This is a genomic window from Neisseria sp. P0017.S009, from assembly GCF_051957375.1.
Classification (GTDB): Bacteria; Pseudomonadota; Gammaproteobacteria; order Burkholderiales; family Neisseriaceae; genus Neisseria; species Neisseria perflava.
This window is the reverse complement of sequence record NZ_JBQCWL010000030.1, coordinates 1-297: the sequence shown is the minus strand read 5'-3', so window position 1 is coordinate 297 and position 297 is coordinate 1. Positions and strand designations below refer to the sequence as shown.

1 pseudogene is annotated in these 297 nt (G+C 50.5%); it reads left to right on the top strand.

The annotated features are described in order from the left end of the window. Window positions 1-297: pseudogene (locus ACTHTG_RS11200) on the top strand (glutamine--fructose-6-phosphate transaminase (isomerizing)); the annotation flags it as partial.

Genomic DNA, 297 nt, shown 5'->3' with positions numbered 1-297 from the left:
GTGCATACGCTATTGCCGTTATAGCAAAAGACAACCCTGAACAAATGGTTGTTGCACGCATGGGCTGCCCGTTGTTGGTGGCCTTTGGCGACCAAGAAACCTTTATCGCTTCCGACGTATCCGCCGTGATCGCCTTTACCCGCCGCATCGCTTACTTGTAAGACGGCGACATCGCCCTGCTGAAAGCAATCGGTATCGAAAAACTGCTAGACAAAACCGGTGCGCAAACCGAGCGCGCGATTAAAGTGTCCGAATTGTATTTTTCTTCTTTGGAATTGTGCCCATACAGCCACTTCA